A 25,409-nucleotide genomic window follows, 5' to 3' on the forward strand; every position below is an offset into this window, starting at 1 on the left:
TTTTCTTTGTCATTTTTCCCGGGGGTTCACCCCGCGGGGGCCGCTGCTTTTTTCCCGCGCGGCGGCCTTCGTGCTTTTCCACTGCGTGGGCCGGGGCCTCGCTTAGAAGTTTCAGATAACCTGCCGACGGTTTGCAGTGATCGCTCACGATTCCGTAGCTCACCCTCACGTCCTGCCAAGCTGCTGAAGTCCTCCACGGCGGAAATGTACGTCCGTCCGCCGTCCCCCTTGCTGGGTTGAACCAACTCACAGACGCACACCTCCCGCTGCAAAATGCAGTCGCGAACTTGCCAGGGAGTAGTGAGGACGAGACGGCGTCGAGCTGGCGTTCGGTGACAGCCGCCAGCGCCACATCGAGTTGACTATCCCCTTCACTCGGCCAGTTCGCATGCCCCGCGTTAACCCTGTCTTTGATCTTCTCCCATAGCAGCGCTTCCCAGGTTCACCTCTGCCACTAAGCGGCCTTATTGGACCTTTGCAATCGTTCTTGATTTCTGGAGCTCATTTCTAAGAGGATTTGAGTGAGGTTTCTCGTTCGGAGAGCGTGAAATCAGATGAGGGTGGCTCTCTTCCTAGTTGGCCTCGGTACACTCGCCGTGATGGAGCTCGAGGCGCCGCCGCGCATCACAGAGCCTGCGAACGAGCCGCCGGCTCTGGCAACCGTCGGATTACGTCCCTCACACGATACACTGACCAAGGCAGACCGGCTCGAAATTCCGCCATTCGAAGCGCCACCGCAGCCACTTTCCTCGCGCGAACTAAAGAATCCGTCGGACCACATTCCGATCGTTGCACGAGCACATTCGAAGATCATCGAGCAGGAGGGTAACGCAAGCGGAAAATCCGCGATCATGCTGCCCAGACCTCGGCCCCGGCACGGAATTTCCAAGGCAAGCGCGGGCGCCAGTCGCGCCAAACCGGTCGCGGAGGCGAAGCCGTGCCTGTCAGGTGCCTTCGATGGCGTCTTGAAAGCATTGAACCTGCAGACACGATGCCAGACCTAGCGCACGGATACCTCTGCGTTGGAACGACAGCCGACCCGCGGCTCCCGCCGCATGTGTCAGGGCAAATACGCCGTGCCGAGGAAATCCGACCGCCTCGCCCCGACGAGCGTGGATCCGTTGTCACCGCGCGGAAGTGGTTGTCCGCGGAATCCATCACGCTCGTTTTTGGAGTGGCAATCGGCCTGGCTTTCGTCGCGAGTTTCGTCCTGGTTCGCGATGCTCAGTTGAAGGGGAGCTCGATCGACAGGGCGGCTGCCAAGGCGCTGGTCGAGCGAATTATCATAGCCGAGTCCAACGGTGACCCGAATGCAAGGAACAAGCGGTCGAGCGCCACTGGCGCCGCCCAGTTTCTCGATGATACGTGGCTCGAAGCCGTTCGAAGGCACCGACGCGATCTGATCAAGGGCCGCAGCGACAAGGAAGTCTTGGACTTGCGCGGAGATGCTGAGCTTACGCGCGAGGTTGCCGCACGGCTGGTCGAGCAACATGCCGCGATGCTGACCAAGCGCGGTCTGCCGGCCACGCCCGGTTCTCTCTACCTCGCCCATTTCGCGGGACCGGCGGGAGCCGTGGCGCTATTTTCCGGCGCAGAAACTGCAGATGCTGCTTCAGTTATGGCCGCCGCTGACATGACGGGTCGAACCACACGCGAAAAGCTGGTCAACGCGAACGCGTTCCTCAAGGCGATGACCGTCGGCGATATTAAGAACTGGGCCGATCGCAAAATGGCAGTAGTCACTCGGCCTGGCCGTTAGCGGCTCAGATAATTACGCGATTTTGGGGTCGCGAAGCTCTCGGCTGGAAGCCAGCTCGGTAGCCGATCCATAGCGTTCAGGACGGCGCTCCTCCTGGCGTCGAACCTTGCGCGCAACAGGAGCGGGAGCGCCTCCGGCGCCGGCGCGGCTGCGGCTGCACCCTACCGGCACCGTGCCAACACGCCGGCATGTCGCATTGCAGCTGGTCGACGCCAAACGGGGGAACCCATCGGGCAGCGCCCCCGCTGAGCTCCGTTGCTACGGCGACCGAAGAACCCTTACCGCATCCCAGTGTAAACGAGTCCGAAAGTCATGTAAGGCGCCGACGCAACTTTGATCTCCTTCGGATCGAGATAAGGAGCGGTCAGCAGCAACTGGAAGATGGCCCGAGCAGCCATGTATTGCGCTGCGGGGCCGGCTTCTCTCGCTCCCGACTAACAGAACGTTTCCGCATGGACCTGAAACAGACCACCGCCCGCCGCGGCCGCGCCGGTGGATCCAAAGATCAAACAGGGCAAAATCGCCGGCAGGCATGGCGTGAGCACCATGGAGATAAGCACCTGGAATTAGACAGCATACATTACAAATCCGACACACCAACTTTCGGCTATTGTCAGAGTTCGAGCCCGGGTCGAAAATAGTTGAAGCTTAAAACATAGTCTGTACTCTAAGATCTTCGCTACCGATCTCTGCTGTTTCACGGAAAGCGTGAACTGAATGTCACCAATCCCGACTGACAAGATCGCGCTCTTCATCGATGGAGCCAATCTCTACGCGACGGCGAAAACTCTGGGCTTCGACATCGATTACAAGCGTCTGCTGAAGGAGTTTCAGAGCCGCGGGACGCTACTTAGAGCGTTCTACTACACCGCGATCATCGAGGATCAGGAATACTCCTCGATCCGGCCGCTGATCGACTGGCTCGACTACAACGGCTACACCGTGGTCACCAAGGCGACCAAGGAGTTCATCGACGCCTCCGGCCGCCGCAAGGTCAAGGGCAACATGGACATCGAGCTCGCCGTGAACGCCATGGAGCTCGCCGAGCACATCGACCAGATGGTGCTGTTCTCGGGCGACGGCGACTTCCGCTCTCTGGTCGAGGCCGTTCAGCGCCGCGGCGTGCGGGTCACCGTGATTTCCACGATCGCGAGCCAGCCGCCGATGATCGCCGACGAGCTGCGCCGCCAGGCCGACGTCTTCACCGACCTCGTCGAGCTGCAGTCCAAACTCGGCCGCGACCCGTCCGAACGCCCGGCCCCGCGTGATCGTGAAGCGCGTGGACACATGCCAAAATTCTTGCAGGAGCCGAAGGGAAATGACCCACACGACTAGACCCTGAAGGCGGCGCCCGCATTCCGCAAGCGCGGCTCGCGGTGGGCATGTTTGTCGCTTGAGATATGTTGGCGTCGGCTCGTTGTCGCTTGCATGAAAAGGGCGGCATCCGGCATTATGTTTTTGCTGGCGAGGCGAACCTGCTGTGACTCTGAAGAACCCCGACGCTATTGCCGTGATCCTGACCGCCCTCCGGCTTTCTCACGGCGACGAAGCTGCACGAGCCATGCTGGTCGGCGGCATGAGCCTGGCCGCGCTGATAGAGACGATGTTCTCCGCACCGATCGGGCGACGCGATGCCGTTCACAACATCGCACGTGCGTTGGACGACTTCGCCCTTTCGCCGGAACTCGGTCCGGTCTGGCACCTTCGCTACGTTTACGAAAGTCATGGCTCGTTTCGCGTCGTCGATATGGAGATTGCGACGCCAACCGGCACGCTGTCCAGTAAAGACGTTTGGCTTCGTCTGCCCGTCTAGCTATCTCGCCACCTCTGCGATGTGGCCGGTGCTGTCGACGATTAGCGAGCGCGCGGTGCTTTCCTTGACGTAGGTCTTGATCTTTCCGGTCGGCACCTCCTTGGATCTGCGAGTAGCCTGCGGCGCGAAGCTTAGCGATGATCTTCTCAGACGTCAGGCAGAGCGCGGACGAACATGACCAAACCACCATGAGGGCAGCCTGACGAAAGATCGCAGCACTTGCCCTCCCTGCGCGCTCGCCGCCATCGGATGGCGCCTTAGCTTAACCGCCGACCGGCCCCGACAACGTCTCCAAGCCGGCCTCGATTGCCTCGATGTCCTGCTCGATCTGCGCAATCGACAACCTGCAGTCAAAGCCCGCCCAGGCTTTCAGGTCTCCGGCAAGGCGCCGGCGGTGCATCCTCAGCTCCTCAAGCGACTGGCGGTCTTTCAGACTCGCGTAGCCGTCCACAATCAACTCAATCGCACTCGACATGACGCTACTCCACAAAAACAATTCGGATCTAATCGGATGAGCTTAGTGCAAGCCGAAAGGCTGGCGCAACTTCTACGCTGGCTTCTACACCCAGGCCCTTTTGACTGCAGGGCCCAACCAAGCTTTCGGCAAAATAGGTCAAGATCGTTGACGAGTTGGCAAGGGAGTGGACGCAGTCCTGAGGCAGTGAGCCTGAGGCAGTGAGCCTGACGTATTGAAATCCGCAATTTACCGGTGGTAGTGTTCCACTTTTGCTACTCGCGCTATTTGCTCTGACGCCATCCTGATAGTGCTTTTTTGTGCTGGGGAGGACATTTATGCGAGGCTCTCGCGCAATCGTTTACGCCGAACGACTTAGCGAACTCACTTCTCAGCTCTCAGAATTGGAATATCTTCGAGGCCTGGTCGAAGAAGCAGAGCGCCGCGCTCGCGGTGTGCCCCCATTACGCTTGACACATCCTCCTTCGCGCCGCCTTCGAACTCGTAAACCGGGCGCCATGTCTGTCCGCCTCCGTCGCCACGCGCCACTAGCGCGGAATGCAGGAGCTCTCAGGCCCCCTGACAACGACAACCAAGTCGATCGGACTTTGCTAGAGCCATTCCCCGACGGATGGTGGGCTTCCTCCTAAAGCCACTAGAAGCGCTGACTCGACGAAGAGAGCGATCCAATGCTGGCGGCCCACCCACCCTGAGGAGCAGACGGGTAGCCACCATTCCAGCCCGCGGGTGCCGAGGCTGGTCCGGCCGCACCTATCAATTCTGGACCACCCTTCGCCAAACTCCTGCAACCTGCAACGGCGAGAGTGAGACAGGGAAGACGGTCAGCACGACCTGTGCGGGCTTGAGGTGAGCAACTGCAAAAGCGAATATCACTTGTCGGCGAGAACACCGGCGTCAAGCGGAGGTCATTTCCTAAAGATTGGTTTCAACACCTCAGGAATTGCGATGACGAAAAACGACACCGTGTTCGACACGATGCGACCTGATCCAAACGGACGGACACAATGGGCCGGCCGACTGGGGACGCGCGAGGCAATAAAACGGGATGGCCTAGAGCTCGACCCTGGCTCGCTCGTTTACTGTCCCCACGAGTGGATCAATGCCGCCGGCTACGTTGACCTCGAACTGGTCCGCAAATACCCGCTGATGTTCGCGGTCTAAAGTCGTGACGAACCAGAGCCGACGCGCAAGCGATCCGCCGTCCGACGAACCAGCGACTCGACGGCTGCTAAGCCGAGCGGTAAAACGCAGGCGTCCAAAGCCGCCCGTGGCACCTGTGCCGTTCGGCACTGAAACAGATCCCAACCACGAATTTTCCCGGGTCGAACCGGAGGCCGTTTGGTTCTTCGTCTTCTTGCCGATCTTCATGCTGCTCTATTCGATCGTCGAGAAAATGCACGTGAGATAGCAAAGTGCTAAAGGGTCCTGGTCAGAAGAAACCAAAATGCGCGTGCTCGCAATGTTTCTCATCCTCGGAATATGCATCGCTTCGCCAGCGGCCGGACGTCGGCGGTGGGCGACACCTCACATCTGAGCCTCCCGCCATCCACCTGCGCAGCCCCGGTCGAGTGCACCGGCAGGGGCTGGTTGGCTCGAGGGCCGCTAGGCTGGACCGCGGCACGCCCGGGATAACAACTCAGTGAATGAAACTGTCAGCTAGACCCGCGAAGCACCCTGGAAAAAGACCGAGCCGACTTTTGTCCGCGCGACTTAAGTGGAGATGTCAAATGCTGACACTCAAAGTGATTGTAGCTGCTCTGGCCGCGGGATTTCTGATTTCGGTTTATTCCGGAGACTTCGGCGCCGATATCGTTCTCGCTATTGCCACGTGCCTTCCGTAGTTGTGCGCGATTGCGGAGTCGCGGCCCGACGCGTCCTAGTCCGGTATGATGCGCCGGGCCTAACCATTCCCTGCTTTCCCCGTAAGGTTTGGCTGAGTCAGAATAGTGCGATTCTACAAGCGGCTGATACGTCTGCGTCTTTGTGCAGCGCTCCTTGCGCTTCGCAGCAAAAGGCCATACCCGCGGCCACACGTTCGACGGACGCGATATACCTCCCAAGCTCGGTCGCGATCTCGACCCTCCTTTGATCATTTTGATCAGCGTCTGTACTCGCCCTCGGTCCCACTGCTTAGGTTCGTGGTTTCGCACGCGCCAAGCTCCGGTTCGCGGGAGAATAGCAATATCGTTCCGTTCTTGGAACAAAATGCCCACTGCAGGGATTTCGGTTCCACCGAATTGTATTTGCAAACGAGACCAAGCTGGGGCAGAATTTTCTGCACCGGGGCTGGCTGCATATTTCACTTGGTCCTTTTGACCCGGCTTCATTTGACCACGCGGGCCGCAGCGATTTAACCACCCGCTGCGGCCTTCGCCGTATGGCCGCCAGCGTGACCGGCGGGCCGAAAATGGCCGCTCGACAAAGCGCCTGGTCAGCTTTGCTTCCCATGCATGCAGGCGATCACGAACTCCCGCTTTGCGCGACCTTGTCCCTCTCCTCTTTCGCCCGCACTCGAAAAACCACGTTCGGTAGCAAGCTACTGGCACTTTTCCAATTTCTGAGGGTTGCGAGGCGCGCCCTGCTGAGCCTGTGCAGCGCCTCCGACCAAAGCCAGAGCAATGGAAGCGGCCTAATCATTCTGCGCACTCCTACCTGCCGTCGATCAAATCGCTACAAGAAAATAGTGGCACCTGCCTCGGCATCGCTCTCAATCAATGGGAGCAGAAAGACCCTCGACTGCCCTTGGATTGTAGCATGGCAATGCTGGCGTGAGCCGGCGGGCTTTGGGGTATATTTTCTAAAAGCGAACTGAACCCCCACACCGCGCGCCTATACTGATCAGTATCCGGGATTTTTGCTAATCCTCTCCCGGGGGCTGGACGGATATCAGGCCGCCGGGACAAGGTATTGTTTGCCCGGCGGCTTCATTTTCGTTTGTCGGCTCAGGGGAGCGCCTGCGAGCGTGACGCGGCGGACGTTCAGGCGACTTTTCCCCACCTACAACAAGCGGTCGCTCGCGCGTTCCGAGCCACCAGGAATCGATAATTTGCGAGATACCTAAGATGCCAGCTTTGCTGGCGGCATGCGCGCTCCTCGGCACACGAAATGGTCCGGCCACTATCCGCCCCGCAGTCCTGCGGAATGGCTGGCTGACGCCATGTGACCTGCAACATCGAATGCTTGAACGGCTGTTGCGATCGCAAGGTGGACGTGCGGCTCGAGACACTCCCGCAGGATCAGCCGTGGTCGCGCGTCGGCTTGCGCCTGGTCTGCTCAGACCGCGGCGCCGCAGGATCTGTGCATATCGTCCCGAACTGGCATGACAGCAGCGGGCAAGTCAGGCCAAGCATAGGCTTGAGGTTTTGATTCCAGCGATGAAGCACGTCACCGAACGCCCTTTTGCAGATCCAAAAGCCGCAGGCCGCCAGCTCGTCCAGCTGGCTTCGGGCATCGAGGCGATACAGGACGGCAGAATCCATATCGAGAAGATCAACTACTCCTCCCTCTACACGCTCCAGGGAAGCGGCGCGGAGTTCGGCGCCGGCATCAGGCGCGCTGTCGAGAAGGGCTGGCTGGAGCTGCACGAGAGCGGTACCTACGTGCGGCTGCTGAAAGCCGTAGGAACCTAGCATCACTGCCCGGCTTGCTGTCTCGCTAGCTCTCTTCCTCGAGCTGGCGGAGCGGCCCCCGCATCAACCCTCAGGCCCCCAAGCCGGGATCGTCTCTCGTTCGAGCTTAGCTTGGCTCTTGTTTCGTGCGGCCAATTCCTGGTCCAGGGCCTTCAAGCGAACGAGGAGATTTTCAATGATCTCCATGCAATCGGAATGCCGCAATGATTGCACGCCGCGCGCTGCCAGCTCGCGCTCCGAGATAGTCGCCCCGATGCTTTGGATGCTCACAAATCCCCCCGCAGAAAACATTGCCCCTCAGGTGCACTCAAGGGAAAGGCCGCAGCGTGGTTCCAGCCCCACTGCGGCCATCCCGGGCAACTACAAATAACTTGGTCTCAAATCTCGCCGGTGTTCCGACAGTAGAACACCCCGTTCCGAAAATGGACTCCGGACAACTACCGGTGGCGCCTTGTCACATTAGAGCGAACATGGCACGGCTTGCCGCCCCTAATGCTCTCGGCTGCCCATCCAATTGCGGATTTGAGCGCCGGGAGTGCTAGGCCGGCCAGCGTGAACCGGCGAAAGAGGCCGCCTTACTGGCGGCCCCTCGATCGTTCTCTAGTCCACGCAGGACTGCCACGGTGCGCCGGGCCTGCCGCGAGTAACGCCTCAGAGAGTGACACGCTGGTTTAAGTTTTTACGCCAGCCTGAATCATGCACTTAGTGCGTGAGCTTTGAAGGACTGCCGTGAGCGAGGCTTCACAGGGGAAGGCCTGCTGTAGTTCGCACCCTAACGGTCGCAATCGACGGTGTTGCGCATCACGGGACATATTTCGTCCAGAACTCCATCGTGTACCTGCAGTCGGCGCTTGGAAGTAAGGCAACCCACGTGGGAGGGGTGCCGCCAGAAATGACGGCCAAGCTGCTCCTGTCTGAACTCGTTCGCACCGGCGCTGGGGCAACGCACTAAGATCAGAACCAGCTGCGGTTATTTTGAAAGCACGCCTGTTTGGTACGGTCCCAGATGAAATCCCCGCCGCCGCAGGGTGGACGGGGGCGAGAGGTCGCCGGGCATTCGTTCCGAACCTTGGCTCCCGTGCCCCAGCCGTCAACGACACATGCGCCACCGCTTGTCCTATGACAGCCCTCGCCACAGCCACCCCCTGCGTACGCCGCACTAGCAGCAGCGAGAACCGTGGCCGCGAGGAGCATTCCTCGTAAGATTTTTGTCACTGCCAGACTCCTGAAACCGAATGATCCCGAGCGAGAAGAACAAGATAATAACTCCTGCCGTGCCGCTTAGCTACGATCAGCGCGGCGCGAAGTCCCCGGCTCCGCACGAAACGCTCGATGGCTGCGCTCCCTAGTTCGAACCTGTTGATCCAGCATTTTACAACCTGTGGAAAAGGAAGCCAGGTCAGCGCAGCTGTATTTTTCGAACCATCCACCTGCGCCCGTACTGGGACGTTCTGTTGCGGAGACGCGTGTGAGCCACTTTTTCTCAGTCCTGCTATTGCTGACCACGTTGATGCTTACGCTGTGTTTTGGCGTCGCAGCGTGGCGCGTTTCCGATGAGGCGGCGCTGGTAAGGCCGTAGCAATGGCAGTGCCGCAGTATCGGGCACTGCTCAGATAGGTGACCTGGGCTCAAAACGCCCACGCCGACGCTGGGCCTGCAGGCCTGCGTATGTGTTGTTATGGAAGGACGGGCCGATTGGATTTCACGAGCCTGTCTATTTTGAATCGAATTAGCAATCTTGTGAACTAAATCACTGCATAATCTTCCGTTGTGCTGTTAGGATTCATTTATTGATTTGCCAGGATGCTCAACGCAAAAGATCGAGCGCGACCGCGTCGTGATGTTCGCGCGAAGCAGATTTGATTCTGCCGGCTTGTGTGTGCCATTCCGACGATTCAGGTGTCGGATCAAAGTCGCCGCGTAAGAATGTTCATTTGGAGGAAGCCAATGAACGAAACCTTCTTACCCAAGCGTTTAACCTATTGCTGTCGTTCAGTGCCGTTGAGAACACTCGTTGCGACCTTACTGGTTGCTGCGCCTGTCGCGCTTGCGTCTGCGCAGACCGTTGCTCCCGCGGAAGGCGCGTCGAGCGGCCAAAATAGCACTATGCGCATCAATCGAGACGACGAGGGCGCCCCCCTTTCGCTCGAGGCCGTCCAGGACGGGGTCAAAAACTTCGGATTGCGCCGGGCGGGCGTTGGGCTACCTAGTGCGACGAGCGCGGATGACACCAAACGCCGCGACTTCGGGCCGACCAAGTCTGACGAATCAGTTGCGGATCGGTTGGTTCCCCCTGTTGATCGCAAGCCGCCGCGCGATACACTTCCGCATCGGGGCACTGAGGCGACAACAGTCCAAACGGAGGCGCCCAACAGGCCGCTCTCTGCGCCAAAGGATCGCCCGAAGCCTCCGGCCAATTATCCTTCGCGCGGCGCGTCGGATGTCCGATCGTTTGAGGCCTATCGGCTTGGGTTCTCGGGAGGGACGACGACACCGGCCACCGGGATCGACCCGCGCATACGATCGGATTTAGCCGCAGGGGAGCGGACTGAGACCTATGCCTTTCTGCTGATGGATTTCCTGCCGGACGCGGCCACGGAGCGCACGCTGATGAGCGAGTTCGGGGTCGCATCGCTCGGGCTGCATGGGACAGCACTCAAGGTCCGCGTCCCCCTGCAGGCCCAGGCGTTGGAGGGTATTGCCAGATTGCCCGGGTTTAGATCACTGGCTTACCCCTTGCCCGACCAAAAATTAGCGCCGGAGCTGAGATCTGCCATCGAGCGTTTCGGGGCCGAGGTGGTTCGATTTCCAATTGTCATCAGCCTGTTTGAAACTGATCCCAAAACTTCGTTCGCCGAACGGGTCCAAGCTACGGGTGCGGAGGTCGGTCGCTACGACCCGGTGTTGCGGAGCTATGAGGCTCTCGCAACACCCGAACAGATCCGCATTCTTTCCGGTTTGGATTTCATCCTGTTCATCGAAATCGAGCGTCGCAGCGGCGGCGGACACGATCAGAGCATGGCTACGAATGGCGTCGATTACATCCGAGCGTCCGGCTTCCTGGGTGCGGGAACTGTGTTGGGCTTACTCGACACCGGCGCCATGTTGGGAAGCGCGGCGGCAACCATGCACCAAGACCTCAACAAGAACGGTTGCGGGATTAATTTCACGAGCGACGCTGCGGGCGTTTGGAATGATCAGAATGGCCATGGCACTCACGTCCTCGCAACCATCTCCGGAACTGGGGCTGCGAAAGCGCGGTTCCGGGGCGTCGCAACTGCGGTCGGTTCGCGTGAGCGCATCCGGGTTGGAAAGATCTGGAAATCGACCAACACTGGACAAAACTCTTGGTTGCGGGACGCAATCGACTACATGGCGGACCCGACCAGCTGCGACGCGCCACGCCCCTCTGTCATCAATCTGAGCGGTGGGGCGAGCGGATCGGGACAGACTGGAACCGATTCCGAATCGCGCAAGCTCGACGCCCGCGTCTGGGAAACACGCCAGGCCTACATCGTGTGCTCCGGCAATAACGGCCCGGGCGCACAATCGATCTGGTCTCCCGGCGTGGCCAAGAATGCTCTTACGGTCGGAAACGTGCAGGACGCGGGATCGAGCTTGGTTGGCGAACTGTCCGGCAGCAGCAGCCGCGGCCCGACCGGAGATAATCGGATGAAGCCAGACCTCGTTGCAACAGGTGCTGTCGTGACCTCCGCGCAGGCGGGAACGACGGATGGTTATGTGGATAAGAGCGGATGCAGCATGGCAACGCCACATGTCAGTGGCATCGCGACGACGTTGCTGGAGCACTATCCTGATTTCCGAGATCGACCGCACTTGCTGCGTGCCCATCTCATGGCTTCCGCTACGCTGCATTCGGACGAGGTCAGTCCGGCGAACAACACCGGTGGCGGACGCAATGATTTTGGGCTCGGACGCGTCTCCGATTATCAATCGCATTGGGCGCGCCTCGACCCCAACGGCTGGAGCGGCCATTGGGCGTGGATGACAATCACCGACAAGTCTTGGGGCTTCTTCGACATCGACGTGCCTCGGCGTACCAAGCGGGTCGTCGCTGTGCTTACTTGGGACGAGCCCGAAGCGAGCGCAGGAGCATCACAGGCGGTGACATACGATGTTGACCTGTGGGCCGATCCCGGCGCCAGTTGCACGCCGGACGCAGTTGGACAATGTGGTGGCTGGGCCTCGCAGTCTAATATCGACAACGTCGAATATCTCATCATCGACAATCCGCCTCCTGGCGTTCTCCGGCTCAAAGCAATCAACTGGAGAGCTCCCTCATTTGGCTTGCCGGTGGCAATCGCAGCTAAAATCATTCGCGGCGATCCAACGCCTGCGATTTCGATGACGGCTATGCCGAGCACAACGTCTCCCGCGATCGGTTCGACCTTCACAATCAAGACAACCATTTTCAACCCGAGTTACGAGGCATATGGGGTTCAGGTGTCAGCGGCGGCGGGGTCTAGCGGTCTAAGCCTGCTCGGGGTCTCGACCACCCGCGAGGATGGCGTGGCGATGGATTTTTCAAATGCGGCCAGCCTCACACTTGGCACTGTAACGGAGGCCGATACGCGCTCCGCCATCTGGAAATTCAGTGCCACCTCGCGAGGCCCGCAGACCGTCCGCTTCAGCGGCCGGTCCAACAATGGCGGCACCGTCTTCAAGAGCGTGACTGTTACACCTTGAGCACCCAGGACTGAGTTTGACCAAGTCGCCTGAGACATTCACACTTTGCTCTCAGCTCAGAGTTCACGGTCAGCCGACTCACGAATGAATAGTTGTTGACTCCAGGGGAGAGCACGCGAGGGTTCGAGACGATAGCCCGAATAGCGGACCTCTCCGAGATCAGCAGCTTCGGACCAGAGGCCGACCTTCCGCAGAGATTTTCGGATCCGTCAGTTAACGGATTAGTAACGGCTTCTTGCCAGCCTGAATCATTGCAGATCGTCGCAACTGCGACTTCAGAAGCATATCGTCTCTCTCAGTTCTCGGTTGGCAGTCTCATCAAGGGACAAGTCCGCTATGTGCAAGGGAATTCTGATTTCGCTTAGTGCGCTGTTCTTTTTGCTGGTTTGCGATCAGTTCTGGTCGAACGGCCGCTATACGGACGTTGCTATCGTGATGGCGAAACACATCAGTCGCTCTTTCGGTGTCTGATGCAGCCAGTTTCACGAGCTCGAAATGACTGTCGCAGATGCTCTTGACGCATTGAACCAGAGAGAATGCCCGGATTGCGGGTCAAAAAAGATGTTATCTGGATTGCGGGTTGACATTGCGGAGCACTTGGAATGCCTCGCCTGTGAGGCACGCTTTTACGTTGCTCCGCGACCTCCACATGCCATAGTTTTCATCCGACAATAGGTCCATGCGAGAATCAACAAGCGCTTGCATTGGTCAACAGCGCCTGCCGTCATTGCCGACCACCTACCTGCAGCCGCGGCAGATCGTAAGCTTGCGCTGCAATACCTCATCTACTTGCTCAACCAGGTGCTGTGCCGCGATGTTGTCTGCCCCCGAATTGGGCTAGGAAGGTCTTGCTGCGCGGGACTTCATGGTTCGCGCCGCGTAACCTGACGTTTTACTATCGTCAACCGTGCCGACGCTAAAGCCATCGTAGTCCCCGGCTGGGCTGAGGACCGACGCAGGCGCGCCGATCAATGGTGTAGACAAAACCTTGTCCGACGCTGCCGGCCGGAGAGCGTCGGTCCGCGATGACGGCCCGCCATTGGTCTTCGCCGAAGGCCTTGGATTCTTGGCCGGCGCCGGTGGCGACGATACTTTGGCCGCCGCCGTTGTCGGCCAGGCATTCTTAGGGGTGGCCGGAGTGCCGGCTCCCGTTCGCTCGACGGCGGAGCGAGCGGAAGCGGCGGAGCGACTAAGGTCTGACCTTTGGCGGCGCCCTGCTACCAAACGCCAGCAGACACGAAGCCAACGACCAACAGCGTCGCGCTTTTCATCCGCGTCATTCAAACGGCTTTGGTTGACCATTGACGCATGATCCTCCGAAGTATCCAGCTCATATGGCGATCAACGTTGACGGAAATGGGAGGGAGGGGCGTCTGCACGAATCCGGAGCTTATTTCATAACGTGGCGCGCACGGCCCGCTCTCGAGTCAACGCACCGCTCTCATGGACATGATGGACGAGACCAGACACTGCCTATCGATCAAAGTGTCGCATTGCCGACTGATACAGGCCAATAGAGCTGACTTTTCTTATCCGGCTCGGTTCGACTAAAACCAGTTGGACACAAAGGAACCGCGTCGATTGTCACGTGGCTAGTCGAATGGCCGACCAACCAGTATTGCCGGCATGAGCGAGGTATCATACTGATATGCAAGGGTCATCCCCAGTCAACGAAGGCCTCCTGAATCAGCGCCTCATAGAGCTCGGGTCAATAGCGAGCTGGGCGCCGCAGACCCTTTCGGACCTCGAAGGTTTTATTCGCGCCTCCGGCGACTATGATCTCTTTCGAGTCAATCCTATCCAATATGCGACTGCCAACGGCCTAAGTGACGCCGAAGGAATCGAGCTGTTCGTGCACGCCGCTAAGGTTGGCCTATTCGAGATGCAGTGGCTGCTCATCTGCGCCTATTGCCCGCAGGTCGCCGGCACTTTTCGTGAGCTAGACCAGGTTCATCCACGTTTCCAATGCGAATTCTGCAACGCCCTCAATGAGGCGGCGCTTGACGACTACATCCAAGTCACCTTTACGGTCTCGAGTTCGGTTCGCGACATCCTATATCGTCATCCGGACATGCTGTCCGTCCAGGACTACTATCTCCGTTACAACTTCTCCAAGGACTTCAAGCCCCCGCACGGAATGACACACGAGCAACTCGTTGCGGCACTCTCGCGGGGATTTGCCGATATCGAGGCGGGTCAGCGGTTGAACTTTGAATTCGCCGTAACGGCCGGCCGATTCGAGGTGCTCGATCTTAGCCATAAGCTTCTTCTGGTTTTCTTCGCGAACGGTGAACCGGCGGAACGCCAAGAAACGCTGGTCCAGCTCGAATCGGGCCGGTTCGTAGTTGCTGATCGGCCCACTGGACCGAGAAATATGATCCTTGGCGACGGACGCTTTGCGTTTCGACAGACGGCCGATCTTAGCCCAGGCAAACACATCATCCACATTGAGAACCGCACCAAGGATCGAGGCCGCTTCTGGTTTCTCCAGTATCCTTCCCAGTTCCAGCCCCATCTGGTCGAGTATGAGCCTTTTCTTTCCGGTAAGCGATTATTGCTCACCCCCTGCTTCGCCGAACTCTATAAGACTCAATTGGTGGACGAGCGCGATAGTCTAGCCGTTTCCGACATCACTTATCTGTTCACTGATCTAAAGGATTCGACTCCGCTGTACGAAAGCATCGGCGATGTGAATGCCTACTTTCTCGTCCGTCAGCACTTCGACATTTTGAATAAGATCATTAGGAATCGATCTGGCACGATCGTGAAGACGATCGGCGATGCAGTCATGGCTGGCTTCGAGCGTCCACAGGATGCCGTTGTTGCATCCGTCGAGATGATCGAAGAGCTGTCGCGATTCAACAAAACCGCTTCGCGGCCGCTCGGCCTCAAAATCGGCGTGCACAGAGGCAGGGCCATCGCCGTAAGGCTCAACGATCGGATCGACTACTTCGGACAGGACGTGAATATCGCCGCCCGTCTGCAAGGTCTAGCCGGTGTCAACGAAATATGCCTGACAGAGATGGTGATGGAGGCTCCCGGAGTCAGTGACATCGTCAAAGGATGCCCGGCGTCGCGCGACTACCAAAACTTGAAGGGCATCGGTCAGAAAATGGAAATACATCGGTTCAAAATTTCTCCCACGCAGAGATGAACGACCGCGCCCGTCCTGCGCAGCGGCAGACCGATTCTCGGCTGCGGTTTACCGCCAATTTTCGGCGCTGCTGCGTTGGTCTCCTGTATATTCCCGGCGGACGACGCCAGCAGGCATCAGCGTGTCTGCGTTCCCAAGCCGCGCGATCGTTCGGGTATCCTTCATTATGGAATATCGAAGTCGAGTTTACATCAAGATCGTGTTGCGGAAAGCCCGCCTGGTTAGTTACTGAGCTAGAGGGATTCCACGTGTGGCCTTAGCACGTCAACCGTCTCAATCAGCCCCGCAGCTTCCATCACGAGCAAGAGCTCCGCCGGCGTCATTTCCGGTTTCTTGAAGCGTTCGCGCATACACCGAATGGCTGCAACAGCGCGAGCTTCGTCGAGTGCGATAGTATCCGCAATGAAAGCGTCGGCCGATTTCGCCTCCATGTTCAGGTCGGAAAGAACTGCCGCGGGAAAGTCCTTAAGGTTTTCCGTTACGATCATTGCGACCTGCGTCTTGGCCGCCGCAGCAACAACGTGATGATCGCCAGGATCGGGGAGCCCAGCCGCAACGGACAAGAAGTTGTCAAAATCCGTAACCATGGCATCTTCAAAGGCAGCTTCCATGCTGGCGCGCGCCCGCTCTGCACGCGCCGCGGCATCGGCAAAGCCTTTGGCGTTCAGGATCTCCTCGATAGCTGTTTCGGTCTCATCCAGAACGCGGCTTGACCAGCGGAGACGAAAAAATTCCGCCTCCGCCAATGAGAGAAGCAGGTTCCTTTTGAGCGCGCTTGCAAGCGAGCACGCATCGACGAATGCGGTGAAGCGGTTTGCAAACAAGCTTACAGGTGCTCCGCGTCCTGCTCAGCGAGATTCGCAAGCGCTTTGCCCCGCTTCTCATCACGCGTGCGCTTATATGCGAATAGGTCCTCTGCCCTAATCCTGCGATGACGCCCCACTGTCACGTGCTGAATTTCGTTCTTTTCGAGCAGCGAGACCAGAAACGGACGCGAGACATTCAGAATGTCGGCAGCTTGCTGCGTGGTCAACATCTCATGCACAGGCACAAGCGTCACCGCATCGCCGCGACCGATATGCCGCAGCAATTCCATCAAAAGACTCGATAGCGCCGGCGACAAGGTTATCTCAGCAGCCTGCTGTGCATCGTCGAGCAGTCGCAGTTTGGCATCTCCCGTCGCATGCGAAGCGAGTATCTGACGAAGCTGGTTGGCTGCCGCCTTCTCGCTCGCGGAAGGCAGGCGAGTACCTCCCAGCTCTTCAGCGTAGGCTGGCATCGTCATCGTATCTTCTCCCCTGTACGGCCTTTTGTATAGGCCATATTCGAAATAAACGCAACAAGCGAAATAAACGAAATGGCCCAAAGTTCCTGACCAGCTGGGTCCCTGCCCTTTGTCCCAAGCCGATCCTTGGGAACTTTTGGCGTTTGCCGTGCCTCATGAGCTGGTCGGCTAGGATAAATTCCAAAATCTATGTTCTGCGAACAAATAAAATTTAGCTATATCAATGGCTTCAGCCAGCTCGCCCGACATTTGAACAGAGAGATTCTTAGACCGTCATCGATTGCTCCGCATTGGCGAAGTGATCTCGCGCACGAGCGCGCACGCATCGACGCCCGAGTGTCTCCTCGCCATATGGACTGGGCATTGGGGCGAGTCTGAAGCAGCAAAGGGTTTCTTGGTCCCGAATACAGGGCCTTCCTAGGAGGCGTTCGCCCGAGATCATTCGCGAGCCGCACGGCGGCGCTACCGGCGTTCGTGCCGGCGCAGCCTTGGTAGGCTGGCGCCGAGTTCGAACGGCTGAAGGATCCAAGATATCCTAGCGCCCTCGGCGCCGGAATGCAGAGGAACTTCGATCGAAATTCGGTCGATCAGGCTTGCCGGGTTTGAATTTCGAACAGTTTCGGCATGCCCCCGCAACCAACAATCCAGTCCCAGCAACCGCTTAAGCCCAGAACTCTGCTCTGGCACGCAATCTGCGTAGCTCCCCTTGCGTCCCTCGCCTCGTAGCGGAGGACAGAACAAAGCTTTCACAACGGGAGGGAATGCATGAGTGAGCACAAGACCAACGGCGCGCGTAAACATGAAAGCCTGGACGCCATCGTGATCGGCACTGGGGTTGCCGGCCTTTACCAGCTCTACAAGCTGCGCGACGAGCAAGGCCTCAAGGTCAAGGCCGTCGATACCGCCACGGGCGTAGGCGGCACCTGGTACTGGAATCGCTATCCGGGCGCACGGTTCGACTCCGAGGCCTATATCTACCAGTACCTGTTCTCCGAGGAGCTCTACAAAGGCTGGAGCTGGAGCGAGCGCTTCCCCGGTCAGCCTGAGATCGAAAAATGGCTCAACTACGTCGCCGACAAGCTCGACCTGCGCAAGGACATCCGCTTCAGCACGACGGTCGCTAGCGCCGTCTTCAACGAGGCGACCCAGCGCTGGACCATCACGACCGACGCGGGCGACACCATCGACGCGCAGTTCCTGATCACCTGCTGCGGCATGCTGTCGGCGCCGCTGACGTCGATGTTTCCCGGACAGGACACCTTCAAGGGCACGCTGGTCCACACCGGGCGCTATCCGAAGGAGAAGCTCGATCTCGCCGGCAAGCGCGTTGGTGTCGTCGGCAATGGCGCCACCGGCATCCAGGTGATCCAGACCATCGCCGGCGAAGTCGGCAGCATGAAGGTGTTCGTGCGCACGCCGCAATACATCATCCCGATGAAGAACCCGAAATACGGGCCGAAGGAGGTCGAGGCTTACAAGGCGCGGTTCGACGAATTCCGCAAAACCCTGCCCCACTCGTTCACCGGCTTCGAATACGACTTCACCAACGGCAAGTGGAAGGATCTCAGCCCGGAACAGCGTCATGCCGTTCTGGAGAAGATCTGGGATGAAGGCTCGCTTCGGCTGTGGCTCGCCTCCTTCGTGGAGATGTTCTTCGAGGAGGATGTCAGCGAGGAGATCTCCGAGTTCGTCCGCAAGAAGATGCGCGAGCGCCTCAAAGATCCCAAGCTGTGCGATACGCTGATCCCGACGGACTATGGCTTCGGCACGCATCGCGTCCCGCTCGAGAGCAACTATCTGGAGGCTTACCACCAGGCGAACGTCGAGCTGATCAGCGTGAAGAACAACCCGATCAAGCGGATCACGCCTCAAGGCATCGAGCTCGCGGACGGAACGTCGTATGAGCTGGACGTGATCATCCTGGCCACCGGCTTTGACGCCGGCTCCGGTGCCTTGACGCGCATCGACATTCGTGGCCGCGGCGGTCGCTCGCTGAAGGAGGAGTGGAGCCGCGACATCAGGACCACGATGGGGCTTCAGGTTCACGGCTACCCGAACCTCTTCACGACAGGCGCGCCGCTGGCGCCGTCGACAGCGCTCTGCAACATGACGACATGCCTTCAGCAGCAGGTCGAGTGGATCAGCGATTGCATCGCCTATCTCAAGAAGAACCACCTAAGCGTCATCGAGCCGAGCAAGGATGCGCAGGATGCCTGGGTCGCGCATCACGATGAGGTCGCGAACACGACCCTCGTGACCAAGACGAACTCCTGGTACATGGGCTCCAACGTCGAGGGCAAGCCGCGCCGTCTGCTCTCCTATATCGGCGGCGTCGGAACCTATCGCCAGAAGTGCGATGAGGTCGCCTCCTCGGCCTATCCCGGCTTTGCCAAGCAGTAACGACACAAGGGGCCGCGCAACCATTTTTGGTGGCGCGGCCCTGCACCCGCATCATCACAACAATTCGGAGCAACACATGACCAAGGAATTCAAGTCGGCGGCTGACGCCATTCTCAAAGAGACGGTCACGACGGGCCAAGGCGTCCCGGGCGTGGTGGCGATGGTGACCGATCGTACTGGCAACATCTACGAGGGCGCCGCCGGCAAGCGGCGCATCGACCAACCGGCCCCGATGACGGCCGACAGCAGTTTTGCCATTTTTTCGACCACCAAGGCAATCACCGGCACGGCCGCGCTGCAACTGATCGAGGAAGGCAAGCTCGACCTCGATGCCCCGGCACGAACCTACGCCCCCGACATCGGCAAGCTGCAGGTGATCGAGGGCTTCGATGCCGAGGGCCAGCCCCGGCTTCGTGCCCCGAAGGGTGAGGTGACCACGCGCATGCTGCTGCTGCACACCGGCGGATTCGGCTATGATTTCTTCAACGAGAACTATCTGCGGCTGGCGACCGACCACGGACAGCCGAGCGTGATCACTTCGTCGAAGGCCGCCCTCATGACGCCGCTGCTGTTCGATCCCGGCTCGAAATGGGAGTATGGCACGAACGTCGACTGGGCCGGGCAAGTGGTCGAGGGCATCACCGGCAAGCGGCTTGGCGAAGTTTTCGCCGAGCGCATCTTCAAGCCGCTCGGCATGAGCGACACGACGTTCGAGATCAACGATGCGGTGCGCGGCAAACTTGCCGGCGTGCACGCGCGCAACGCCGACGGCTCGCTGACCCCGATGGACTTCGAATTGCCTGCCAATCCCGAGGTCCATATGGGAGGCCACGGCCTCTACAGCACGGTCGGCGACTACATGCGCTTCATCCGCATGTGGCTGAACGACGGTGCCGGCCCGCACGGCCGGGTGCTGAAGCCGGAGACCGTTACGATGGCCGAGAAGAACCAGCTCGGTGATCTCAAGGTGACGGCGCTGCCCGGCGTCATCAAATCGCTGTCGAACGACGCGGAGTTCTTCCCGGGTCTGTCGAAATCCTGGGCGTTCACCTTCATGGTCAATGACGAGAAGGCGCCGACCGGCCGCCCGGCGGGCGCGCTCGGCTGGGCTGGTCTGGCGAACCTGTTCTACTGGATCGACCGTCAGAATGGCTTCGGAGGCTACTGGGCCACCCAGATCCTGCCCTTTGCCGACGTCGCTTCGTTCACCGGCTATATGCGTTTCGAAACCGCCTTCTACGACAGCCTGAGCCAGCGCAGGGTCGCCTAGCTTCTGCCGGCTCGATGCCTTCATTCCGCCTCCGATCTCACTCTTTTTGCGGTGCGGTCGGAGGCGAGCCAAATGGCACCAAGGTCGGGATACGCGATTGCGCGTTTCCATGGATGGCCTCACAATCAGGAGATAAAAGCTCGGGGTCCGTCAGATCATTTCGGACTACTCAGCGCGTCGAAGGAGGGAACGTGTTGGGTCAGGCGCCAGAGGATGCTTTCGCAAATCCATCTATCGAACGCGACGTCCTGACGAGCTGGGAACGCTTCCTATCCGGAAGCAACAGCACGCGTCAGCAGATCGTGCGGTCGGCTATTACCGATTCGTGGCAGCGCTGCCAGAAATCGGACGTCGACTACCGGCGTGGCCAGGCTCCGATGCCGATCAGGGACGACAAGCTGCAGCGCCTGCTCGACAAGCGCAACCGCCTGGTTCAGGCGGGTGCTTCGACGATGTCCCTGGCGCGCGACTACCTGCTGGAAACCGGCACCGTGATGGTGCTGACCGACGCCGACGGCATTGTTTTGCGCTTGGAGGGCGACACCAAGCTGGCGCTGCGCGATGCCGTTGAAAAAACCCACCTGCTGCCCGGCAGCAACTGGAGCGAGACGACCTGCGGGACAAATGCGATCGGCACTGCATTGCAAACCGGGCAGCCCATCCAAGTGCATGCCACGGAGCATTTCTGTTCCGGCATCCACCGTTGGACTTGCTCGGCCTGCGTGATCCGCGATCCCATCGACGGCGCTGTGATCGGCGTGATCGACATCTCCGGACTATCCTCGTCTTATGGGCGGCCGGCCCTCGCATTGGCGATTTCGGCGGCCGCGCGCATCGAGGCTCAGCTACTGCAGATGGAGCTGGACGCCCGCTACCGGCTGCTCGACCAATGCTTCTGGATGCTGCCGCCTTCGGATCGGCATCATGCCGTACTGTTCGACAGCGCCGGACGTCCATTCAAGGCCAGTGGAGAGATGTCGCAGATCATGCGCGACCTGGGCGCGCCGGGATGTCAGTCCGGCTTTCCCCATCTCGGCAGCCGCGACGATCAGCTCTTTGGCGCCTCGCGTCCGGCATGGATCAAGGAGGAATGGCTGAAGCCGGTGGTGCAAGGGGGTGAACACCTCGGCACCGTGATGGTGGCGCCGAAGCCGGCCCCTTCGGGCAAACTGTTGTCAGCCGCGCGAGGCGAGTCCCAGGCCTTTGCCAATACCGTCTACAGCAGCCCGAAGATGCACAACGTGGTCGAGACGTGCCGTCGCGTCGGCATATCAGCTGCTCCGGTCCTGCTGCTTGGCGAGACCGGCGTCGGCAAGGAGGTGTTCGCGCACGGACTCCATGCCGTGTCGCCGCGCCGGAGCGGCCCGTTCATTGCCGTCAATTGCGGCTGCGCCTCGCGCGAACTGCTTGCCAGCGAGCTTTTCGGCTATGTCGACGGCGCATTCACCGGCGCCCGGCGCGGCGGCGTGGCGGGGAAGATCGAAGCCGCGGCGCGGGGCACCCTGTTCCTTGACGAGATCGGCGAATTGCCGCTCGACCTCCAGCCCATGTTGCTGCGGGCGCTCGAGAACGGCGAGATCAGCAGGATCGGCGAGACCGCAGTGCGCAAGGTGGACTTCCGCCTCGTCGCCGCGACCAATCGCGACCTGCAGGCGGAGGTGGACGCCCAGCGTTTCCGCAAGGACCTATTCTACCGGCTGGCTGTCGTCCCCGTCGGCATACCGCCGCTGCGCGAGCGCTGCGAGGACATTCCGCTGCTGGTCGATCACTTCATCGCTCAGGCAGCGGCGCGCTACGGTCTTTCCGATCGCCGGTTTGCGCCGGAGGCGCTTGCGCAGCTTCAGCGCCATGATTGGCCCGGCAATGTCCGCGAGCTGCGCAATCTGGTCGAGAGCCTCATGCTGACCAGCAACGGCGAGCTGATCGAACCTTCGGACCTTCCCGATGCCATCCGGGGAACGGAACGAACAAGCGAGCACAATCCGGGCCTGTCTCTCGCCGAAGCGTCCGAACGTGACCTGATCGCGCGCACGCTCCGCTCGTGCAACGGCAACGTGACGGCCACCGCGGCCGCTCTCGGTCTTGCCAAGAGTACGGTCTATGCGAAGTTGCATCGTTATGACATTCGCTTCGAGCTGCGTAGTAAATGGTGACATTGGAAGCGCTGGTTGAGTTGCATGTTTGAGTATGGAGCTTTCAGTATGGAGCGCAAAGCAAGGTAAGAGCGCTCTATTTCTTTGGTTTGTATCTGGCAGAGGCTCTGCGGCTTTCCGCGCCGAGCACGACGACCAAATAAAACCATATCCCTCAATGCCTTACGCCGTGGCCACCGCATTGCGCTGCTTCAAAAGTCGAGATTGCCTCCCGACCTCCTTACGACGCGCTTGCTTGTCTTCGCCGTATGGTGTCCCGTTGGCGGCCTGCGTCGGCTCTTCGACCGTGCGGATAGAAGCTGGCTCCATTGCTTGGGCGTGGGTTCCTTGGTCACGAGAACCTAGCTTCCCTTCTCGGTAACAGTGCTCGTCGAATGGACAGCTTGATTCCTTCGTATGATGGAGCGAATTATTGAAGCGACCCCAAGCGGACTTGCGCCCCATACTAAAACAAACGCCCCGGATCACGCCGGGGCTTTGACGTTGGATATCGCGGTCAGATCGCCGAAGAACAAATTTCCCCTTCCGTTTCTTGGCCCGACTCGGACCTCCGGCCATATGGCGTTTTGCGCCGCTACTAAGGGCATAGCAGACGTCAAGCGCGCCTCGCACGATGCGACGCGGTCGCGCAGCGGTGAGTTTTGGGGCGGGGCGTCTCGAAGGATGCGCCGCAAGGACGCCACCCGCCAGGTTCACGCTGCCGTGCTGCGCGGACTCTCCGCTGTTTCCTTGTCCGTCTCCTTGTCGCGAGACAGCCATGCTGGAAAGCGAAGCAGGCGTTCGTTGCCGTCTTTCGGCAGCTCGATGGGAGCTTCATTGGACGAACTCGGGAGGTCCAGTGCTACGTGGCCGACTCGCACCGCATCCGCGCGCTGATCCAGTTCGCGCAGCAGGGGATCGAGCACACTGTCGATTTCGGTCGCCACCGACACGAGGAAACTATTAAGCTCGCGAGCCTCGGGCACAACTGCTGCAGCCGACTCGATCGCCTTGGAGAGACCATCGACGACGGGTGCAAACGCGCCGGCGGCTTGCCTGATTCGGGATTTTATCGCTTCGATTTCGCCCAAAACGCGATCACGCTCCCGCCTGGACTTCTCCTCCGAAAGGCGGGCTTCAATTTCGGCGATCTGGGCCGTCAGGGTCGTGGCTTCGGATGCGAGTGCATCGCGTCTTCCGCGCGCGCGATCAAGATCGCGGCTGAGATTGTCCAGTAAATCGTCCTTTCCGAACATGGCTTTGCTCCGTAGGACAGCCGTTTTGGTCTGTAGGACGGCCTTGGCGCGAACCGCCAGCCGGTTGAGCGACCGAAAGGCTGGATCGGCCGAAACAGGCATCAACTTCGGTCGCGTCACATGGGCCGACATGGTGATCCCCCACTCGTCCACATTAGCCGCCGGCATGGTTAACAAGTGGTTAATGTCAACAGATGATACACGGGGCACCATGCCGGCGACGCCGCCTTTGCTCGCCGCCATCCATTTCCGCTATAATCGCTGCGGTAGCATCACCCGGAGGCGCATCCCGTGGAGCACGCACCGAAACCCGAGCCCAAATACCTCGTCATCTGCTGTGACGGCACCGGCAATGAGAGCTCCGAAAACATCTCCGTCCTGAAGCTCTATCGCTGCCAGCGCAAGACGGACAGGACGTCGCTGCGGCTGCCGGAGTCGGCGCGGTGACGGCACTCGTAACGTTAACCGTCCATTAACCAACGCGGCCTAGCCTGCGGTAATCGTCCAGCCATCATTAGCTCGAAATGCCTTCCCGGTTCGCTCCAGGAGAAGCGCCGATGTGCGTTGAGTTGTTGACGTATGCCGATCTGGGCGCCCAACTCAGTATCTCCCGAGAGGCCGCGCGTTCGCTTGCGAGACGCCGCCGGTTGCCGCGCTCGCAGTCGGAGGACGGCAAGGCCCTGGTGAGCGTTGATGTCTCCGAGCTCCGGTACACACCCCGCCCACGACGCGCCCGCCGGGCCCCGATCGATGCCTCCCTGGCACAGATCGAAGCAGTCAAGATCGAGGCATTCAAGGCGGAGGTCGCGCGGCTCGAGGCCGTCGCAACTGCCTACAGAGCAGTGTTCGAGCGCGAGCGCGCCGATCGCCTCGCCGTCGAGTTGACGCAAGCGGCCGCCGAGACGACGGCCGCCAATGCGTGGGCGGCAATACTGGAAAACGAAGTGGCGGTTCTGCGGAACGGTCGCCACGCCGGCGGCGCGATCGCGGGACAAGCCGCGCGTCGTCGATTGGGACATCTGGCCGCTGCGATCGTGGAAGCAGACCGCCCGAGTCGCAGGTAGCACTCGATCCTCATCTCCATCCCCGGCTTGCCGGAGCAATCACGAGGGAAGAATGACTGGCACCACCGATATCCACGAAATGAAGGCCCGCATCGTCGTGTTTGGTGTCGGCGGCGCCGGCGGCAATGCGGTCAACAACATGATCACGGCCGGGCTGCAAGGGGTCGAGTTCGTGGTCGCCAATACCGACGCGCAGGCGCTGGCCATGTCGAAGGCGAGGCACCTCATCCAGCTCGGCACAAAGGTGACCGCAGGCCTCGGCGCCGGCTCGCAGCCGGAATTAGGACGCGCCGCAGCCGAAGAGGCGATCGATACGATCCGGGATCAATTGACTGGCGCACACATGGTGTTCGTGACGGCTGGCATGGGTGGCGGCACCGGCACCGGCGCTGCCCCCATCGTCGCCAGGATCGCGCGCGAGCTCGGCATTCTCACGATCGGCGTGGTCACCAAGCCATTCTACTT

General features: G+C 59.9%; 18 protein-coding genes and 1 pseudogene. 14 read left to right on the plus strand and 5 right to left on the minus strand.

Annotated features, from left to right (window positions below; translation table 11 throughout):
- Window positions 1–599 precede the first annotated feature (599 nt).
- The 4 genes from AC0L3K_RS05835 to AC0L3K_RS05850 all read left to right on the plus strand — a co-directional run bounded on the left by AC0L3K_RS05835 (window position 600) and on the right by AC0L3K_RS05850 (window position 3,572).
- Window positions 600–1,004 carry a hypothetical protein gene (locus AC0L3K_RS05835; RefSeq protein WP_354202958.1) on the plus strand — a complete coding sequence of 135 codons (405 nt, stop codon included), beginning with the start codon at window positions 600–602 and terminating at the stop codon, window positions 1,002–1,004.
- Window positions 1,005–1,141: 137 nt separating this feature from the next.
- On the plus strand, window positions 1,142–1,759 hold the full coding sequence (locus AC0L3K_RS05840) for a lysozyme family protein (protein ID WP_354129494.1): 618 nt from the start codon (window positions 1,142–1,144) through the stop codon (window positions 1,757–1,759).
- 717 nt (window positions 1,760–2,476) lie between these two features.
- The gene (locus AC0L3K_RS05845) at window positions 2,477–3,094 is read left to right on the plus strand and encodes a LabA-like NYN domain-containing protein (protein ID WP_354129495.1); all 618 of its coding nucleotides are present in this window, start codon (window positions 2,477–2,479) and stop codon (window positions 3,092–3,094) included.
- A 145-nt stretch (window positions 3,095–3,239) separates the two neighbouring features.
- The gene (locus AC0L3K_RS05850; protein WP_007601852.1) at window positions 3,240–3,572 is read left to right on the plus strand and encodes a hypothetical protein; all 333 of its coding nucleotides are present in this window, start codon (window positions 3,240–3,242) and stop codon (window positions 3,570–3,572) included.
- Window positions 3,573–3,834: 262 nt separating this feature from the next.
- Here the strand turns inward: AC0L3K_RS05850 and AC0L3K_RS05855 are convergent, their stop codons facing one another.
- The gene (locus tag AC0L3K_RS05855; RefSeq protein ID WP_007601850.1) at window positions 3,835–4,047 is read right to left on the minus strand and encodes a hypothetical protein; all 213 of its coding nucleotides are present in this window, start codon (window positions 4,045–4,047) and stop codon (window positions 3,835–3,837) included.
- A 945-nt stretch (window positions 4,048–4,992) separates the two neighbouring features.
- Here AC0L3K_RS05855 and AC0L3K_RS05860 point away from each other — a divergent pair.
- Both AC0L3K_RS05860 and AC0L3K_RS05865 read left to right on the plus strand, forming a co-directional pair.
- Window positions 4,993–5,208, plus strand: coding sequence for a hypothetical protein (locus AC0L3K_RS05860; protein WP_473365587.1), 216 nt, complete (start codon window positions 4,993–4,995; stop codon window positions 5,206–5,208).
- Window positions 5,209–7,421: 2,213 nt separating this feature from the next.
- Window positions 7,422–7,676 carry a hypothetical protein gene (locus AC0L3K_RS05865; protein WP_219681390.1) on the plus strand — a complete coding sequence of 85 codons (255 nt, stop codon included), beginning with the start codon at window positions 7,422–7,424 and terminating at the stop codon, window positions 7,674–7,676.
- A 954-nt stretch (window positions 7,677–8,630) separates the two neighbouring features.
- Here AC0L3K_RS05865 and AC0L3K_RS05870 read toward each other — a convergent pair.
- On the minus strand, window positions 8,631–8,870 hold the full coding sequence (locus AC0L3K_RS05870; protein ID WP_473365594.1) for a hypothetical protein: 240 nt from the start codon (window positions 8,868–8,870) through the stop codon (window positions 8,631–8,633).
- A 753-nt stretch (window positions 8,871–9,623) separates the two neighbouring features.
- Here AC0L3K_RS05870 and AC0L3K_RS05875 point away from each other — a divergent pair.
- On the plus strand, window positions 9,624–12,383 hold the full coding sequence (locus tag AC0L3K_RS05875; protein WP_473365588.1) for a S8 family serine peptidase: 2,760 nt from the start codon (window positions 9,624–9,626) through the stop codon (window positions 12,381–12,383).
- A 1,648-nt stretch (window positions 12,384–14,031) separates the two neighbouring features.
- A complete protein-coding gene (locus tag AC0L3K_RS05880; protein WP_473365589.1) occupies window positions 14,032–15,537 on the plus strand; it encodes a DUF5939 domain-containing protein in 1,506 nt (501 codons plus the stop codon).
- Between the two features lie 233 nt (window positions 15,538–15,770).
- Here the strand turns inward: AC0L3K_RS05880 and AC0L3K_RS05885 are convergent, their stop codons facing one another.
- Window positions 15,771–16,361 carry a PIN domain-containing protein gene (locus AC0L3K_RS05885; RefSeq protein ID WP_354129543.1) on the minus strand — a complete coding sequence of 197 codons (591 nt, stop codon included), beginning with the start codon at window positions 16,359–16,361 and terminating at the stop codon, window positions 15,771–15,773.
- Between the two features lie 2 nt (window positions 16,362–16,363).
- Complete coding sequence (locus AC0L3K_RS05890) at window positions 16,364–16,822, minus strand: helix-turn-helix domain-containing protein (protein ID WP_007601819.1); 459 nt, start codon at window positions 16,820–16,822, stop codon at window positions 16,364–16,366.
- A 765-nt stretch (window positions 16,823–17,587) separates the two neighbouring features.
- On the opposite strand from AC0L3K_RS05890, the gene AC0L3K_RS05895 reads away from it, so the two are divergent.
- The 3 genes from AC0L3K_RS05895 to AC0L3K_RS05905 all read left to right on the plus strand — a co-directional run bounded on the left by AC0L3K_RS05895 (window position 17,588) and on the right by AC0L3K_RS05905 (window position 22,645).
- Window positions 17,588–19,222 (plus strand): flavin-containing monooxygenase, encoded by a 1,635-nt coding sequence (locus AC0L3K_RS05895; protein WP_007601818.1) that lies wholly within the window; start codon window positions 17,588–17,590, stop codon window positions 19,220–19,222.
- Window positions 19,223–19,298: 76 nt separating this feature from the next.
- The gene (gene acmB / locus AC0L3K_RS05900) at window positions 19,299–20,492 is read left to right on the plus strand and encodes a methyl acetate hydrolase AcmB (protein ID WP_007601813.1); all 1,194 of its coding nucleotides are present in this window, start codon (window positions 19,299–19,301) and stop codon (window positions 20,490–20,492) included.
- A gap of 191 nt (window positions 20,493–20,683) precedes the next feature.
- Window positions 20,684–22,645, plus strand: a complete 1,962-nt coding sequence (locus tag AC0L3K_RS05905) for a sigma 54-interacting transcriptional regulator (RefSeq protein ID WP_219681382.1) — start codon at window positions 20,684–20,686, stop codon at window positions 22,643–22,645.
- Window positions 22,646–23,337: 692 nt separating this feature from the next.
- On the opposite strand, the gene AC0L3K_RS05910 is transcribed toward AC0L3K_RS05905, so the two are convergent.
- Window positions 23,338–24,123, minus strand: a complete 786-nt coding sequence (locus tag AC0L3K_RS05910; RefSeq protein ID WP_473365590.1) for a hypothetical protein — start codon at window positions 24,121–24,123, stop codon at window positions 23,338–23,340.
- A gap of 48 nt (window positions 24,124–24,171) precedes the next feature.
- On the opposite strand from AC0L3K_RS05910, the gene AC0L3K_RS05915 reads away from it, so the two are divergent.
- The 3 genes and pseudogenes from AC0L3K_RS05915 to AC0L3K_RS05925 form a co-directional block, all read left to right on the plus strand.
- Window positions 24,172–24,327 carry a hypothetical protein gene (locus AC0L3K_RS05915; protein ID WP_354129549.1) on the plus strand — a complete coding sequence of 52 codons (156 nt, stop codon included), beginning with the start codon at window positions 24,172–24,174 and terminating at the stop codon, window positions 24,325–24,327.
- A 110-nt stretch (window positions 24,328–24,437) separates the two neighbouring features.
- Window positions 24,438–24,944 carry a hypothetical protein gene (locus AC0L3K_RS05920; RefSeq protein WP_354129545.1) on the plus strand — a complete coding sequence of 169 codons (507 nt, stop codon included), beginning with the start codon at window positions 24,438–24,440 and terminating at the stop codon, window positions 24,942–24,944.
- 52 nt (window positions 24,945–24,996) lie between these two features.
- Window positions 24,997–25,409 (plus strand): annotated as a pseudogene (locus AC0L3K_RS05925) (cell division protein FtsZ); the annotation flags it as partial.

It is taken from the genome of Bradyrhizobium sp. MI1.10 (genome assembly GCF_055811035.1).